This window comes from Aeromonas sp. s9, assembly GCF_040907765.1.
Lineage (GTDB): Bacteria > Pseudomonadota > Gammaproteobacteria > Enterobacterales > Aeromonadaceae > Aeromonas > Aeromonas caviae.
In genome coordinates, this window is record NZ_JBFOCK010000031.1 from 93,230 (window position 1) to 107,579 (window position 14,350).

The following is a 14,350-nucleotide window of genomic DNA, read 5'->3' on the forward strand; positions in this document are numbered from 1 at the left end:
GGATCTTCCCTGCTCTGCCGTCCCTCTGCCCTGTGTGGCAGATCCGCAGGCCTGACGGCCCGGCGGGACAACCTCCCCCTGTGCGCCTGTGCCAGCCAGAGGCGGTCTGCCTCCAGCTGGCGGGAAGGTGTGCCTTCCCCGGCGCGGTAACCCGCAAGTTACCCTTGTTTCCCTTCGCAGGTCTTAACCTGATCAGGTTCCACGGATCCCGAATTAACGGTCTCAGCTTAGCGTCGTTCGACGGTCAGCACTCCGACAAGATGTGCGCCAGTATAAGTGGGGAAATTTAAAGTACAAGCCATTAACAAGGGGAAAGGGAGAGAGGTCTCACTCTTCGGCGTCGAGGGGATCCTCGGGGTCGGGAATGAGGATGTCGGTGAGGCGGCCCTCTTCATCCCGGCTCAGCACCAGGCGGCGACCCGGTTGCAGATCGGCGGTGCTGCCGTTGATCCAGCGAGTGTCAGCATCAAACACCAGCACACCGAGATCCTGTAGCAGCAATGCCTGCTGATTATGAGTGAGCAGTCGATCCTCCGCCCGCCGCCAGCTGGCCCCGAGCGCCGGATCCGGCGCCCCGTCGAGCACCCGGATCGTCTCGGCGACGCCGTAGCGGCTCTGGATCGCGAGGTGCATGCCGGGCACTAGCCCGTCCGGCTGCGCCACGCCGTGCAGTTCGGCACTGCCGAGCTCCAGCTCAGCCCCCTGGAATTGCAGGCGCACCCCGTCGTTGTGCTCCAGCTCCACCAGCCAGAGCTCGGCGTCGTCGGCAAGGGTGCAGAAGGGCAACAGCAGCAGGCAGAGTGCGGTTCGGGTCATGGCAGGCGGTCCGGGGTCACGGGGTGAGGTTTAACTATGGCCCCGGACGGGCATTTTTTCCCGGTCCGCCCTGACCGGTCAGTCATCCTCCCGGCACTGGCTCAGGCGCATGCCGTCAAACTTGCACTCCAGCTCCAGCCAGCGTCCCTCGAACGGGGAGAGGCTCCCATCCGAGGTGACATAACCCCAGATCCGTCCCCCTTCCACCGGCCCTTCCAGTTCCATCTCGTCCTCCTCCTCCAGCGCCTCCACCTCGCGAACGAGCCGCCGCGCCCCTGCCGCCGTCTCCTGCACGACCCCTTCCAGATCGACCCAGGTCCCGCCGAGATCGTCCTCATCCAGGCCATCCTTGAAGCGGGTGCGCTCATCGATCACGAAGGGAATGCCGTTGACCATCAACTGGCCAAGCTGCCAGGTGGTGCGGCCCGTGAGCTTGAACTCGGCCGCCTGCACCAGACCAAAAGGCAATAGAATCAATAACCAGAAGGCGCAGAGAGACTTCTTCATCGGGGATCCTCGGGGTTACACTGGCACACAGGATGACCCATCCGGTGTGAAATGGCCGTGAAATAGCGGCACAGACCAGGAGATCAGAGCATGAAAATACTGGTGGTGGAAGACAGTCCCCAGGTGGCGGAGACCATCATGGACTATCTGGCGCTGGCCGGGCACAGGGTGGATTGCGCCTATCATGGCCAGGCCGCGCTGCAACTGCTGGCCCAAGAGCGCTTCGACGTCATCATCATGGACGTCATGATGCCGCGCCTCGACGGCCTGCGTACCGTGGAGCGGCTGCGTGCGGACGGCATCGCGACCCCGGTGCTCTTTCTCACCGCCCGTGACAGCCTGGAGGACAAGCTGGCAGGCTTTCGGGCGGGGGGCGACGACTATCTGGTCAAGCCGTTCGCCATGGAGGAGCTGGAGGTGCGCCTGGAGGCCCTCAGCCTGCGTGGCCCCAGAGGGGACATGGGCGTGCTCTGCTTTGGCGATCTGACGGTGGATCCCGCCAGCGGCCGCGCCACCCGCGCCGGGGTCGAGCTCAAACTCGGCAAGATCCCGTTCCAGATCCTCACCCTGCTGGTGAAGCGCGCCCCCCAGCTGGTGACGCGCCAGGAGGTGCTCGACACCGTCTGGGGCGACGAGGAGCCCGACTCCGACGCCCTGCGCAGCCACATCTATGCCCTGCGCAATGTCCTCGACAAGCCCTTCCCCACCCCCATGCTGGAGACCCTGCACGGCCAGGGCTACCGGCTGGTGACCCCATGACGAACCCGACGCCGCCCCTTGCCCCCGGCCTGCCGAGCCTGCGCCGGCGCCTGGTGCTGGCGCTGGGAGGGGCCGGTCTGCTGCTGCTGGTGATCCTGAGCCTGCTGATGGTGGTGGCCGAGAACAAGATGGAGGAGCTGAGCCTGCGCCACTGGCTGGAGGCGGAGGCAACCCGCTATGACGACGACTGGTTGCGCCTCGGAATGGCGGCCCCCGCCCCCAGCCCGCGCCAGTTCTCCAGCTACTGGACAGAGGCGGGCCGCCTGCCCGCCTGGCTCAAGGCCTACCAGAGCCCAGGCTTCTTCGAGCATCAGCTGGGCCGGGAGGACAAGCACTTCCTGGTACGCGCCCACCCCTCGGGTCAGGGGCTGCTCTATCTGGTGTTCAACGACGATGCGGACGACTACCTGGACCCTTACGAAGCCAAGCTGCATCTGGTGACCCGCCTCATCGGCCTGGCCCTGCTGCTGGGGAGCCTCGCCTTCGGCATCTGGCTGGTGCGTCACATCACCAGGCCGCTGGAGCGGCTGCGCCAGCGGGTCGCCCACCTCACCCCGGATCAGGGGGACTTCGTGCCCGATGCCCCCTGGCAGGAGCTGCGAGAGATAGAGCAGGCGCTGCTGGCGGGCAAGCACGAGGTAGCCGCCGTGTTTGCCCGTGAACAGGAGTTCAGCCGCTTTGCCAGCCACGAGCTGCGCACCCCCAACATGGTGATCCAGGGATCCGCGGCCCTGCTCGGCAAGGTGAATGACCTGCCCGCCCCGGCAGCCCGCGCAGTCAGCCGCATCCGCGCCGCCGCCGACGAGATGGCCCTGCTCACCGAAACCTTCCTGCTGCTGGGACGCAAGGAGGCCGTGGAACGCCCGCCCCAGCAGGTGGCGCCGCTCATTCGCCGGGAGCTGACCCGCCTCGCCCCCCTGCTGCAACGGGAGACGCTGGACATTCGCCTGCAACTGGACGAGGAGAGCGAGGTGCAGGCTCCCCTCTCTCTGCTCGCCATCGCCCTCGGCAACCTCTTGAAAAACGCCCTGAGCTACGCCGAGGGGCACATCGAGATCACCCTGCACGAGCAGGTGCTCACCATCAGCAACCCCACCGCCGCCGCGCCGGATCAGATCCTCGGCTACGGCTGCGGCCTCACCATCATCCAGCGCATCTGCGAGAAGCTGGGCTGGCAGATTGAGACCCACCTGGTGGAGGGGGTCTTCAGCGCCCGGCTGGTGATGATCCCCGGCGCCCCCGGGGCGGTATAACCCCCTCATCCCCGGCCCTTCTCCCCGGCTGTTCAACACAGCGGGAGAAGGGAGACACTTCCCGGCAAGCCCGCTGCCTTCCAGCCCACCCGCCAGATAGCAACAAGGCGCCCGAGGGCGCCCTGTGTTTACCTGTCTGACACTCGTTTTGGACTCATTCCGCCGGCTTGTGCTTGCGGCTCGCCTTGAGCTCGAGGAACTCGATGATCTTGCCCGCCACGTCCTTGCCGGAGGCGGCTTCCACCCCCTGCAGACCGGGGGAGGAGTTCACCTCCAGCACCAGCGGGCCGCGGGCGCTTCGCAGAATATCCACCCCGGCCACGTCCAGCCCCATGATCTTGGCGGCCTGCACGGCGGTGGCACGCTCTTCCGGCGTGATCTTGATGGCTTCGGCGGTGCCGCCCCGGTGCAGGTTGGAGCGAAACTCCCCCGGCTGGGCCTGGCGGCGCATGGCGGCCACCACCTTGCCGTTGACCACCAAGCAGCGGATATCGGCGCCGTTGGCCTCGCGGATGTACTCCTGCACCAGAATGTTGTTGTTGGTCTGGATAAAGGCCTCGATGACGCTCTCGGCGGCCTTCTGGGTTTCGCACAGCACCACGCCAATCCCCTGGGTGCCCTCCAGCAGTTTCACCACCAGGGGGGCGCCCCCCACCATGGTGATGAGATCCGGTACGTCGTGGGTGCTGTGGGCATAGCCGGTCACCGGCAGGCCGATGCCGTGACGGGAGAGCAGCTGCATGGCGCGCAGCTTGTCCCGGGAGCGGGAGATGGCCACCGAGCTGTTGAGAGCCATGGTGCTCATCATCTCGAACTGGCGCAGCACGGCGGTGCCATAGAAGGTGATGCTGGCACCGATGCGCGGGATCACGGCGTCATAGCTCTCCAGCTCCCGTCCTTCGTAATGGATGGAGGGGCTGTGGGAGGCGATGTTCATGTAGCAGCGCAGGGTGTCGAGCACCTCGACCTGATGCCCACGGGCCCGGGCCACCTCGACCAGACGGCGGGTGGAGTAGTTGTTGGGCTCACGGGATAAAATGGCAATATTCATGGAAATGGCAGACCTGATAATCGGACTGGAGAGTATAAGGTGCCATGAACGACTGGCAACGCCAATCCTTTCCCCTCACCATGCGCGGTTCTGCAAGAACGGGCAAAAACCGAGAGTGCCGCACTCAAGAACGGACCGTTCTGCAAGACGGCGCCAGCCACCAGCCCTCATGCCGGATGACGCACAGCGACGTCAATGGGGGCCGCGCAGCCCTTGCTGCAACTCAAGCAGCAGGGCGACCTCCTGCAAACGGCGCGCCGTGGTGCCGGCCCAGCCTCCCAAAGGCACGGGGGCCAGCAGGGTCTGGGCGATACAGTGGCGATAGAGGGGCCCCTCATGTTGCCAGCCCCGCATCCCGTCGACGTCGTGATGGTGCAACCACTCCAGGTTGCCGCGGCGAAGCAGCTCGATGCGCCGCCCGTCCTTGAAGTGCAGGCAAAGCCCCTTCTTCTCCACCCCGGGACCGGCATACTTGTCGAGCCAGAGGGTCAGGGGCACCCCTGCCGCCTCGCCGCGCAGGCAGGCCCGCCCCTCGGCGGTCTCCAGATCCCCGCGCCGGATGGGCTGCCCCAGCCGGTCGCAGACGCCCTCCGCGATCAGGTGCAGGCGGTCGTCCCCACCCAGGGCCACCAGCAGTTCCCGGATCATCGCCAGCAGATGGGTGCCGATGTCGAGGATCACCCCGTCTGGATGGCGCAGGACCCGCCGATCCGGCTCCCCGGTGGCGAAGTTGAGGGCATAGGGATGCCCCGCCTCGTCCAGGCCACAGGGTTCCAGCAAAAAGCCCTCCACCGCGCTGATATCGGCGAGGGTGGCCAGCCCGACCCCGGCGCCGCCTGGTTCCCGAGGCTGCCAGCCTTCATCCAGTTTGCCGCTCAGCAGCAACTGCTGGACGGCATTGCGGGCCATCCAGTGATCCAGCGCCAGCACCCTGGCTGCGACCTCGGGGTCCTCCAGCAGGGCGTGCAGACGATCGTGCTGGGCCAAGGTGGCCACCACGGGTTTCTCCACCAGGATGAGGGGAATGGCGCTGGCCAGTGCCTGCTCCAGCACAGGCAGATGCAGCAGGGAAGGGGTGGCGATCACCAGCCGATCCAGGGGTTCGGCCAGCAGGGCTTCCAGGGTCGGGGCGGACATGACGCCGGGCAGGGTGATGGCGGGATCAAAACCCCATATCTTGGGATTTTCCGCCAGTGCGGCGAGTGCAGGCAGATAGGCTGTCTGCACCACGGCCCCCAGACCGACAAATCCAATCTTCATGGCAACCTCGATATGGCGTGCGTACCCGGCGTCTGCCCCGCACCGCGTGAGGCGGGGCAGACGGGGATCAATGCAGGTTGGGCCCCAGCCAGCGTTCGGCCTCTGCCAGGGTCATCCCCTTGCGCATGGCGTAGTCTTCCACCTGATCGTGCTGGATCTGGGCCACGGCGAAGTATTTGCTCTCGGGGTGGGAGAAGTACCAGCCGGATACCGCCGCCCCCGGCCACATGGCGTAGGACTCGGTGAGCTGCATACCGATGGCCTGCTCCACCCCCAGCAGCTCCCAGATGCTCCCCTTCTCGGTGTGCTCCGGGCAGGCCGGGTAGCCCGGCGCCGGACGTATCCCCTGGTAATTTTCGCGGATAAGCTCTTCGTTGCTGAGCGCCTCGTCCGGGGCATAGCCCCAGTGCACTTTGCGCACCTGCTCGTGGAGGTATTCGGCAAAGGCCTCGGCGAGGCGATCGCACACCGCCTGGATGAGGATGGCGTTGTAGTCGTCGTGGTCCGCCTTGTAGGCCTTGGCGATGGCCTCCTCGCCGATGCCGCCGGTCACCGCGAAGGCGCCGATCCAGTCGGGCTTGCCGCTCTCCTTCGGCGCCACATAGTCCGCCAGACAGTAGTTGGGGAAGCCCTGCTTCTCGCTCTGCTGGCGCAGGTGGTGCAGCACCTTGCGCACCTGGGTGCGGGTCTCGTCGGTGTAGACCTCGATGCTGTCCCCCACGGCGTTGGCGGGGAACAGGCCGACGATACCGGCGCAGCGCACGCTCTGATCCTTCTCCAGCTGATCCAGCATGGCGTTGGCGTCGGCGTAGAGGCGCGTCGCCTCCTCCCCCACCACCTCATCTTCCAGGATGCGGGGGAACTTGCCCGCCAGCTCCCAGCTCAGGAAAAACGGCGTCCAGTCGATATAGGGGCGCAGCACAGAGATGGGCACGTTTTCGAAGGTCTGCACGCCGGGCTCCCGGGGCGCCGGGGGCTCATAACCGACCCAGTCCAGCTGATGGCGGTTGGCCCGGGCATGGGCCAGGGAAACCGGCTTGGAGCGCGGCTGCTTGCGGGCATGCTGATCCCGGGCAATCTCGTACTCCTTGTCGATGCGGGCGACGAAGGCGGGCTTGAGCTCCGGGCTCAGCAGGCTCTGGGCCACCCCCACGGCGCGGGAGGCGTTGGAGACATAGACCACAGGCTCGGAGTAGTTCTGCTCTATCTTCACCGCGGTGTGGGCCTTGGAAGTGGTGGCACCGCCGATGAGCAGCGGCAGCTTGAACCCCTGACGCTCCATCTCTTTCGCTACGTGCACCATCTCGTCCAGGGACGGAGTGATGAGGCCCGACAGGCCGATGATATCGGCGTTCACTTCCCGGGCCGTCTTGAGGATGGTCTCGCAGGAGACCATGACCCCGAGATCCACGATCTCGAAGTTGTTGCACTGGAGCACCACCCCGACGATGTTCTTGCCGATGTCGTGCACGTCGCCCTTGACGGTGGCCAGCACGATTTTGCCGTTGCTGGAACCGCCGGACTTCTCCGCCTCGATGTAGGGTTGCAGGTAGGCCACCGCCCGCTTCATCACCCGGGCCGACTTCACCACCTGGGGCAGGAACATCTTGCCGGCGCCGAACAGATCGCCCACCACATTCATGCCATCCATCAGCGGCCCCTCGATGACGTGCAGCGGCTTCTCGGCCTGGGCGCGCGCCTCCTCGGTATCCTCCTCGATAAAGTCGGTGATCCCCTTGACCAGGGCGTGTTCGAGCCGCTTGCCCACCGGCCAGCTACGCCACTCCTGATCCCGCGGATCCTCCGCCTGGGCACCCGCGCCGCGATACTTCTCTGCGATGGCCAGCAGCGCCTCGGTGGCGTTGTCGTTGAGGTTCAGCACCACCGCCTCGACCTTCTCTTTGAGCTCGACCGGGATGTCTTCGTAGATGGCAAGCTGGCCCGCGTTGACGATCCCCATGTCCATGCCGTTCCTGATGGCGTGGTAGAGGAAGACGGCGTGGATGGCTTCGCGCACCGGCTCGTTGCCACGGAAGGAGAAGGAGACGTTGGAGACGCCGCCGGAGATCATGGCGTGGGGCAGGTGCGTTTTGATGTCCTTCACCGCCTCGATGAAGTCCACCGCGTAGTTGTTGTGCTCGTCGATGCCGGTCGCCACCGCGAAGATGTTGGGGTCGAAGATGATGTCTTCCGGCGGGAAGCCGACGCGGTCCACCAGAATGCGGTAGGCGCGCTGGCAGATCTCGAACTTGCGGGCCCGGGTATCGGCCTGGCCCACCTCGTCGAACGCCATGACGATGACGGCGGCGCCGTAGCGACGCAGCAGTTTCGCCTGCTCGATGAATTTGTCCTCCCCCTCCTTCATGGAGATGGAGTTGACCACCGGCTTGCCCTGCACGCACTTGAGGCCCGCCTCCAGCACCTCCCACTTGGAGGAGTCGATCATCACCGGCACCCGGGCGATGTCCGGTTCCCCGGCGATGAGGTTCAGGAAGCGCACCATGGCCGCCTCGGCATCCAGCATCCCCTCATCCATGTTGATGTCGATGATCTGGGCGCCGTTTTCCACCTGCTGCTTGGCGACGTCGAGGGCCTCGTCGTAGAGCCCCTCTTTTATCAAGCGCTTGAACTTGGCCGAGCCGGTGACGTTGGTCCGCTCACCCACGTTCACGAACATGGAGTCCGCCGTGATGATGAGAGGCTCCAGGCCCGACAACCGGCAGGCTACCGGCAGATCCGGCAGGGCGCGGGGCTTGATGCCCGCCACGGCGTCCGCCATGGCGCGGATGTGGGTCGGGGTGGTGCCGCAGCAGCCGCCCACCAGGTTGAGGAAGCCGCTTTGGGCCCACTCGCGGATATGCTCCGCCATCTCGACCGCGTCCAGATCGTACTCGCCAAACGCATTGGGTAGACCGGCATTGGGGTGGGCGCTGACATGGGTCTCGCTGATGCGGGAGAGCTCCTCCACGTACTGGCGCAGCTCGTCCGGCCCCAGCGCACAGTTGAGGCCGAAGGAGACCGGTTTGACGTGGCGAAGGGAGTGATAGAAGGCCTCGGTGGTCTGGCCCGAGAGGGTACGACCGGAGGCGTCCGTGATGGTGCCGGAGATCATCACCGGCAGGCTGTAACCCAGCTCCTCGAACACCAGGTCCACCGCGAAGGCGGCCGCCTTGGCGTTGAGGGTGTCGAAGATGGTCTCGATCAGGATGATGTCGGCGCCGCCCTCGATCAGGGCGTGGGTCGATTCGGTGTAGGCGGCCACCAGCTCGTCATAGGTGACGTTGCGCTTGCCCGGATCGTTCACGTCCGGCGAGATGGAGGCGGTACGGTTGGTGGGACCCAGGACCCCCGCCACAAAGCGCGGCTTGGCCGGGTCCTTGGCTGTCCACTCGTCCGCCACGGCGCGGGCCAGGCGGGCCGCCTCCCGGTTTATCTCGGCCGAGAGCGCTTCCATCTCGTAGTCCGCCATGGCGATGCGGGTTGCGTTGAAGGTGTTGGTCTCGAGGATGTCGGCCCCGGCGGCACAATACTGGTCGTGGATCTCGCGAATGACGGTGGGACGGCTCAACACCAGCAGGTCGTTGTTGCCCTTGATGTCGGTATGCCAGTCGGCAAACCGCTCCCCCCGATAGTCCGCCTCACCGAGTTTGTAACCCTGGATCATGGTGCCCATGGCCCCGTCGATGATCAGGATCCGCTCCTTGAGACAGGCTTCCAGCCTGGTTGTGACATCCGCTTTCTTGTTCGACTCTCTGCTCGACACCGCTCGTACCCCTTACATCCATGCAACTGCGTGATGCCCATCCTAGCAGCAATCAAATCAAATGGAAATCTAGCCGTCTATCTGTCCGTGGTGACGATTAAATATAACCATAAATAGGTAATGAGCATGATCTAACCCGGGAGTACCCTATGCCCGTCCTCAAGAGGGATACGTGCTTGCTGTTTACCAAAGAGAAAAATAACTATGAGCGTCTACTACACACTCTGCTTCCTGGCAGCGTTGGCGATCTTCATCGCCTTTGCCAACCAGTATGTTGTGAAGATCCAGACCACCATCGCCATCACTGCGGGCTCCATGCTGATCTCCGCGCTGCTGGTGCTGTTTGGCAAACTGGGTTGGTTCAATCTGGAGCCTCTCGCCATCAAGACCATGGAGAGCATCGACTTCCAGAACTTCCTGTTGAAGGGGATCCTGGGCTTCCTGCTGTTCGCCGGCGGGCTTGGCATCAACCTCAAGGCGTTGCGTAGCCAGAAGTGGGAAATCACCATTCTGGCCATAGCCGCTACCCTGCTCTCCACCTTCCTCATCGGCTACGGCTTCTGGTTCATCGCCAAGCTGCTGGGCTGGGATGTGCCACTGGTCTACTGCATGTTGTTCGGTGCCCTGATCTCCCCCACCGACCCCATCGCCGTACTGGCCATCGTCAAAAAGATGAAGGCGCCACCCCAGATCGCCATCCAGATCGAGGGGGAATCCCTGTTCAACGACGGTGTCGGTCTGGTCATCTTCGCCACCGTGTTTGCCGTGGCCTTTGGCGGCGTGGAGCCCACCTTCGGCAGCGTGGCCGGTCTATTCCTGCATGAGGCTCTCGGCGGCATCCTGTTCGGGGCCGTGCTGGGTCTCATCGCCCACGTGATGATCAGCGCCACCGACGACGGCTCCCTGGAGCTGCTGCTGACCCTCTGCATCCCGACCGCGGGCTTCGCCTTCGCCAACATGATCGGCGTCTCCGGCGCCCTGGCCATGGTGGTGACCGGCATCATGATCGGCAACTGGACCCGTCATTCCGGCTTCTCCGAGCAGAGCCAGCACCACCTGGATCACTTCTGGGAGTTGATGGATCAGTTCCTCAACGCCCTGCTGTTCCTGCTGATCGGTCTGGCACTGGTGCTGCTGGACCTCGACTGGCGCGACTGGATCCTGCTGGTCATCGCGGTGCCGCTCTGCCTGGCCGCCCGCTTCATCAGCGTCTCCCTGCCCTATGTGACGTTCCGCAAGTTCCGCAGCTACAACACCTTCTCGGTGCGCATCCTCACCTGGGGCGGCCTGCGTGGCGGTCTGGCCATGGCCATGGCCCTGGCACTGCCATCCGGTGTCATGATGATCCCGGAGCACAACGTCGATCTGCGCCAGGTGATCCTGGTGATGACCTACTCGGTGGTGATGTTCTCCATCGTGGTACAGGGCATGACCATTACCCCCATGATCACCGCCGCCAAGAAGGCCTGCGGCGACGCCTGAGCCCGTCCCTGACCGGCAATGAAAAGGGCTCCCTCGGGAGCCCTTTTGCCGTCCCCGTGGCCGTGAAAAACAGGGAATGACTGGGTGAACGCACAATTAGTGTTTGCTTTTTACACATTTCGAGGAGAGAATGCGCGTCGGCTAGTTAATCAGCCCTGATTATGTTCGCAATGCTTCACCTCACGATGAATCCTGCCAGTACCCGCATAACCTTCTTCTGATTTACTCGCCTTGAGAACCGTTCAGGCTGTCTGCCTGCGTTGCCCGGCTCTCACGGTGCAGACCCGATCTGCCCACTCCCAAGTAGCATCATGCATCCGCATGGTCCTTGGCGCCTTCCTTGAAAGTGCAGACGCCCCTGAACCGGGCTGGGTATTCCTGCGCGCTCGTCCGCCATCGTGCTGACCGCGCCCATTGACCTGACATTTGCCAATACAAGGAGCAAACACTTAATTTATATAGAGAAATACCATGATGAAACACGTACAAATCCGCAACCCCCTGCGTCGCAGCAAACCCATCAACCTGCCCGTGCAAGAACACGACGACGATGCGTTCCTGATCCAGTTCAGCACCCGCTTCAGCGGCGGCTTCGCCATCTCCTGTGATGGTATCGCCGGCGAGTTCTCCATCGAAGAGCTCAACTGACTTTGCCTGCCCACCGGCAGCGCCCGATGCAGACAGGCCGCAACTCACGGCGGCCTCCTTGCCTGACGTCATAGTCTGCATGGTCCCACCACCCGAGCGATGACTAGACCCCGCAAGTCTCCTTGTCCGGCGCCTCCAGCAGCAGGCACTCCTCCTCGCCGGCTCCCAGCCTGACCCGTTTGCCCTGACTCAGCCCCAGCTTGGCGAGTAGCCGGACCGAGCGCTCATTGCCCGGGGTGACGATGGCGACCACCCGCTCGATACCGAGCCGTTCACGGCCATCTGCCATGGCCGCCCGCGCGGCCTCGATGGCATAGCCCTGGCCGCGCCAGGCGGGCAGGAAGGCATAGCCGATGTCTTCACAGGGCAGGGTATCGCGCTTGATCAGACCACAGATGCCGAGCCTGGCCCCGTCTTCCCGCCGCACCACCAGATAGAGTCCGTGACCGTGGCGGGCATAACTGACCGCAGGCCCCTGCTGGATATAGTTTTCGGCATCCGCCAGGGTACGCACCCCGCGATCGCCGATGTAGCGGTGAAAATCACCATCGTTGAGCAGTTCGAGAATGAAGGGGGCATCGACAATGGTCAGTTCGCGCAGTTCCAGGCGCTCGGAGAGGATCATGACATGGGCTCGTTCGGCAGAGAGAGTGTCCAAGACTGCTCCCGCCCCGCTTCCTTGGCAAGACCCGGACGATATTTTCGCCCCGGGAGCCGCGTCCCCGCTATACTGCCCACCCCATGGAACAGGCAGGAGAACGGCCATGACCGATACCCCCGAATTTTTTGATGAAGAGACACTGCTGGAGATGGTGGAGAACCAGCTCGCCGACGGCCATCCCCTCCAGGTGAAAGCCACCCTGATGCGCCTGGTGATGAAGGGCACCCCGCGGGAAGAAGCGCTGCAATACATCGCCTGCGCCCTGGGCGCCGAACTCATGGCCATGGAAGCCGAACAGAGCCCCTTCAACCTCGTCCGTTACGGCGAGTTTCTCGACAGCCTGCCCGAGATGCCCTGGGCCGAATGACCCGGGCCGATTAGGCAAGCCCCGGCGCCAGCCATTATCATTACTGCCACCACCAATGACGGGAGTATGGGGATATGCGCTGGCAAGATCGCCGTGAGAGCAACAATGTGGAAGACCGACGCCAGCAAGGCGGGGGCGGCGGCCTGCCCATCGGCGGCAAGGGGCGCCTGATCCTGCTGGTGGTGGTCATGGTGGCGGGGTACTACGGCGTGGACCTCGGCCCCCTGCTGCAGGATCCGGCCCCGCAGAGCCAGCCCCAGCGTCAGAACTCGTCCCAGACTGCCAACGATCCCCTCGCCCGCTTCACCTCGGTGATGCTCGCCTCCACGGAGGACGCCTGGGGCGAGATGTTCCAGCAAAGCGGCAACCACTATCAGGCCCCCAGACTGGTGCTCTATCGCGGCGCGACCCTCACCGGCTGCGGCCAGGGGCAGTCGGTGATGGGTCCCTTCTACTGTCCGGCCGACAGCACCGTCTACATCGATCTCTCCTTCTATCAGGACATGCGCGACAAGCTGGGGGCCGACGGCGACTTCGCCCAGGGCTATGTGATCGCCCACGAGGTGGGCCACCACGTGCAGAACCTGCTCGGCATCTCCACCAAGGTGCGCCAGCAGCAACAGGGGCTGAGCCAGGTCGCCCAGAACCGGTTGTCGGTCAAGCTCGAACTCCAGGCGGACTGCTTCGCCGGGGTCTGGGGCCACTACATGGAAAAAGAGCAGGTGCTGGAGCGCGGCGATCTAGAAGAGGCGCTCAACGCCGCCCAGGCCATCGGCGACGACAGGTTGCAGCAGCAGGGTCAGGGCCGGGCGTTCCCGACAGCTTCACCCACGGCACCTCGGCCCAGCGCCTCACCTGGTTCAAACGCGGTTTTGACAGCGGCAAGCCCGCCAGCTGCGACACCTTCGCCGCCCGCTGAAGGGGACAAACGCAAAGGGGCCGATTCCTCACGGAGCCGGCCCCTTTCCTTTCTCACCCGAGGGGGTCTTCCCTCATTCGGGATCCTCCGCCAGCAGATCGGTGAAAACGAAGCCGTCCCGCAGCACCGTCTCCCCCACCCGGATGGGCAAGGGATGCAGGAACATGGGGCCATCCCAGGCCAGGGTGTGGAACTCCCCGTTCTCGCCGCAGGGATCCACCCCGGCGGGCAGGGCAGCCAGCAAGGCCGGGCCGAATTCATGACCACCTAACCCGGCGTCCAGCTTGCCCGGATCCAGGGTACAGACCCTGGCCTTGAGCCCGGCGTCGATCATCGCCTGCGCCAGCTCGGTCGTGTCGCTGCCCCAGAGCGGGAAGAGCGGCGTGATGCCGGTCCCCGCCAGTTGCCGCTCCCGATAGGCGCGCACATCCTCAAGAAAGAGATCCCCGAACGCCATGTGGTAAATGTCCTTGGCCTGCACATCGGCGATGAAGCCCGTCATGATGCGCCCATACTCCTCGTTGCTGCAGGGCCAGGGCAGGTCGATGGTGGTCAGCGGCAAGCCCACACACTCAGCCTGTGCCAGCAGCAACTGCTTGCGCACCCCGTGCATGGCCACCCGCTCGAACGCCTGGTTGAGGGTGGTGAACAGCCCCACCACCTCGATGGCCGGATCCTGGCGCAGGCGATGCAAGGCCCAGGCGCTGTCTTTTCCGCTGCTCCAGGAGAGCAGTACCTTTTTCTTCGTCATGATCTCTCCAGCTACTTGCCGCACCGTGCTGCAAGACAGTGTTGCGAATTGTGCGATTTACATTGCGGGACACAAAAGCATACCCTCGTGGGTGAGCGTATCCCCGCAGCACA

The 14,350-nt window shown here is 64.3% G+C and carries 12 protein-coding genes, 1 pseudogene and 1 riboswitch; of the genes and pseudogenes, 6 read left to right on the forward strand and 7 right to left on the reverse strand.

All coding sequences use genetic code 11. The features are described from left to right. Positions 1-151 precede the first annotated feature (151 nt). Positions 152-265: riboswitch (TPP riboswitch) on the reverse strand. 62 nt (positions 266-327) lie between these two features. Further along, the gene (locus AB5Y54_RS05985) at positions 328-816 is read right to left on the reverse strand and encodes a hypothetical protein (RefSeq protein ID WP_042864552.1); all 489 of its coding nucleotides are present in this window, start codon (positions 814-816) and stop codon (positions 328-330) included. 78 nt (positions 817-894) lie between these two features. Then, a complete protein-coding gene (locus AB5Y54_RS05990) occupies positions 895-1,323 on the reverse strand; it encodes a hypothetical protein (protein WP_029313554.1) in 429 nt (142 codons plus the stop codon). Between the two features lie 90 nt (positions 1,324-1,413). Here AB5Y54_RS05990 and AB5Y54_RS05995 point away from each other — a divergent pair, with 90 nt between their 5' ends. Then, positions 1,414-2,082, forward strand: a complete 669-nt coding sequence (locus AB5Y54_RS05995) for a response regulator transcription factor (RefSeq protein ID WP_039040446.1) — start codon at positions 1,414-1,416, stop codon at positions 2,080-2,082. Beyond that, positions 2,079-3,335, forward strand: coding sequence for a HAMP domain-containing sensor histidine kinase (locus AB5Y54_RS06000; RefSeq protein ID WP_103261571.1), 1,257 nt, complete (start codon positions 2,079-2,081; stop codon positions 3,333-3,335). Before AB5Y54_RS05995 ends, AB5Y54_RS06000 begins: the two co-directional genes overlap by 4 nt. A gap of 154 nt (positions 3,336-3,489) precedes the next feature. Here the strand turns inward: AB5Y54_RS06000 and rimK are convergent, their stop codons facing one another. The 3 genes from rimK to metH all read right to left on the reverse strand — a co-directional run bounded on the left by rimK (position 3,490) and on the right by metH (position 9,409). Beyond that, on the reverse strand, positions 3,490-4,386 hold the full coding sequence (rimK, locus tag AB5Y54_RS06005; RefSeq protein WP_010672657.1) for a 30S ribosomal protein S6--L-glutamate ligase: 897 nt from the start codon (positions 4,384-4,386) through the stop codon (positions 3,490-3,492). Between the two features lie 192 nt (positions 4,387-4,578). After that, positions 4,579-5,646 (reverse strand): Gfo/Idh/MocA family oxidoreductase, encoded by a 1,068-nt coding sequence (locus AB5Y54_RS06010; RefSeq protein WP_201997436.1) that lies wholly within the window; start codon positions 5,644-5,646, stop codon positions 4,579-4,581. A gap of 67 nt (positions 5,647-5,713) precedes the next feature. Continuing rightward, positions 5,714-9,409, reverse strand: a complete 3,696-nt coding sequence (gene metH, locus AB5Y54_RS06015; protein WP_324034236.1) for a methionine synthase — start codon at positions 9,407-9,409, stop codon at positions 5,714-5,716. A gap of 204 nt (positions 9,410-9,613) precedes the next feature. On the opposite strand from metH, the gene AB5Y54_RS06020 reads away from it, so the two are divergent. Beyond that, complete coding sequence (locus tag AB5Y54_RS06020) at positions 9,614-10,891, forward strand: sodium:proton antiporter (RefSeq protein ID WP_041214319.1); 1,278 nt, start codon at positions 9,614-9,616, stop codon at positions 10,889-10,891. 471 nt (positions 10,892-11,362) lie between these two features. Further along, complete coding sequence (locus AB5Y54_RS06025; protein WP_368153368.1) at positions 11,363-11,539, forward strand: hypothetical protein; 177 nt, start codon at positions 11,363-11,365, stop codon at positions 11,537-11,539. Between the two features lie 103 nt (positions 11,540-11,642). Here AB5Y54_RS06025 and AB5Y54_RS06030 read toward each other — a convergent pair whose 3' ends face one another. Then, the gene (locus AB5Y54_RS06030) at positions 11,643-12,164 is read right to left on the reverse strand and encodes a GNAT family N-acetyltransferase (RefSeq protein WP_010672652.1); all 522 of its coding nucleotides are present in this window, start codon (positions 12,162-12,164) and stop codon (positions 11,643-11,645) included. 139 nt (positions 12,165-12,303) lie between these two features. On the opposite strand from AB5Y54_RS06030, the gene AB5Y54_RS06035 reads away from it, so the two are divergent. After that, on the forward strand, positions 12,304-12,567 hold the full coding sequence (locus AB5Y54_RS06035) for a hypothetical protein (protein ID WP_201997438.1): 264 nt from the start codon (positions 12,304-12,306) through the stop codon (positions 12,565-12,567). Positions 12,568-12,641: 74 nt separating this feature from the next. Continuing rightward, positions 12,642-13,414 (forward strand): annotated as a pseudogene (locus AB5Y54_RS06040) (neutral zinc metallopeptidase); the annotation flags it as partial. A 145-nt stretch (positions 13,415-13,559) separates the two neighbouring features. Here AB5Y54_RS06040 and AB5Y54_RS06045 read toward each other — a convergent pair. Next, positions 13,560-14,237, reverse strand: coding sequence for an ATP-binding domain-containing protein (locus AB5Y54_RS06045; protein WP_041214318.1), 678 nt, complete (start codon positions 14,235-14,237; stop codon positions 13,560-13,562). Positions 14,238-14,350: the final 113 nt, after the last annotated feature.

Coding starts and splice junctions, on each gene's coding strand:
- AB5Y54_RS06045 (WP_041214318.1), bottom strand. CDS start 14,237: ATGACGAAGAAAAAGGTACTGCTCTCCTGGAGCAGCGGAAAAGACAGC.
- AB5Y54_RS05995 (WP_039040446.1), top strand. CDS start 1,414: ATGAAAATACTGGTGGTGGAAGACAGTCCCCAGGTGGCGGAGACCATC.
- rimK (WP_010672657.1), bottom strand. CDS start 4,386: ATGAATATTGCCATTTTATCCCGTGAGCCCAACAACTACTCCACCCGC.
- AB5Y54_RS06035 (WP_201997438.1), top strand. CDS start 12,304: ATGACCGATACCCCCGAATTTTTTGATGAAGAGACACTGCTGGAGATG.
- AB5Y54_RS06010 (WP_201997436.1), bottom strand. CDS start 5,646: ATGAAGATTGGATTTGTCGGTCTGGGGGCCGTGGTGCAGACAGCCTAT.
- AB5Y54_RS06025 (WP_368153368.1), top strand. CDS start 11,363: ATGATGAAACACGTACAAATCCGCAACCCCCTGCGTCGCAGCAAACCC.
- AB5Y54_RS05990 (WP_029313554.1), bottom strand. CDS start 1,323: ATGAAGAAGTCTCTCTGCGCCTTCTGGTTATTGATTCTATTGCCTTTT.
- AB5Y54_RS05985 (WP_042864552.1), bottom strand. CDS start 816: ATGACCCGAACCGCACTCTGCCTGCTGCTGTTGCCCTTCTGCACCCTT.
- AB5Y54_RS06030 (WP_010672652.1), bottom strand. CDS start 12,164: ATGATCCTCTCCGAGCGCCTGGAACTGCGCGAACTGACCATTGTCGAT.
- AB5Y54_RS06020 (WP_041214319.1), top strand. CDS start 9,614: ATGAGCGTCTACTACACACTCTGCTTCCTGGCAGCGTTGGCGATCTTC.
- AB5Y54_RS06000 (WP_103261571.1), top strand. CDS start 2,079: ATGACGAACCCGACGCCGCCCCTTGCCCCCGGCCTGCCGAGCCTGCGC.